The organism is Ectopseudomonas khazarica, from assembly GCF_004521985.1.
In the GTDB taxonomy this organism is placed as follows: Bacteria; Pseudomonadota; Gammaproteobacteria; order Pseudomonadales; family Pseudomonadaceae; genus Aquipseudomonas; species Aquipseudomonas khazarica.
In genome coordinates, this window is record NZ_SBHZ01000044.1 from 1 (window position 1) to 450 (window position 450).

Annotated in this window: 1 protein-coding gene; it reads right to left on the bottom strand. The window is 64.0% G+C overall.

Features of this window, described 5'->3' with window-relative positions; all coding sequences use genetic code 11:
* The coding region (locus EPK82_RS24645; RefSeq protein WP_134678349.1) for a TraG/VirB4 family ATPase at positions 1 to 450 on the bottom strand (450 nt) is incomplete at both ends.

A 450-nucleotide genomic window follows, 5' to 3' on the forward strand; every position in this document is an offset into this window, starting at 1 on the left:
GCGAAGGCTAAGGTCGCGGCGCCCAGGTCGAGGTCGAACAGGCGATTGCCGAGGCGCGATTGGTAGTAGTAGTCGCGCTTGGGCTGCGCGGTGGCGACGATCTCGATCTGACGGCTGTTGAGGCCGAAGCCCTCGTAGATCGTGCGAATCTGCGGCTCGGTCGCCTGTGGGTTGGGCAGGAAGATGCGGCTGGCGCAGCTTTCGATGATCGCGGGCGCGATGCTCGAATCCTTGATGTCCGCCAGGCTCTGCGTGGCGAAGATGACGCTGACGTTCTTCTTGCGCAGCGTCTTGAGCCACTGGCGGATGCGCGCGGCGAACACCGGATCGTCGAGGAACAGCCAGGCTTCATCGAGGATCAGCAGCGTCGGCGCACCGTCAAAGCGCTCATCGAAGCGCGCAAAGAGGTAGTGCAGCACGGCCATGACGGCGGCCTTGCTGTGCATCAGC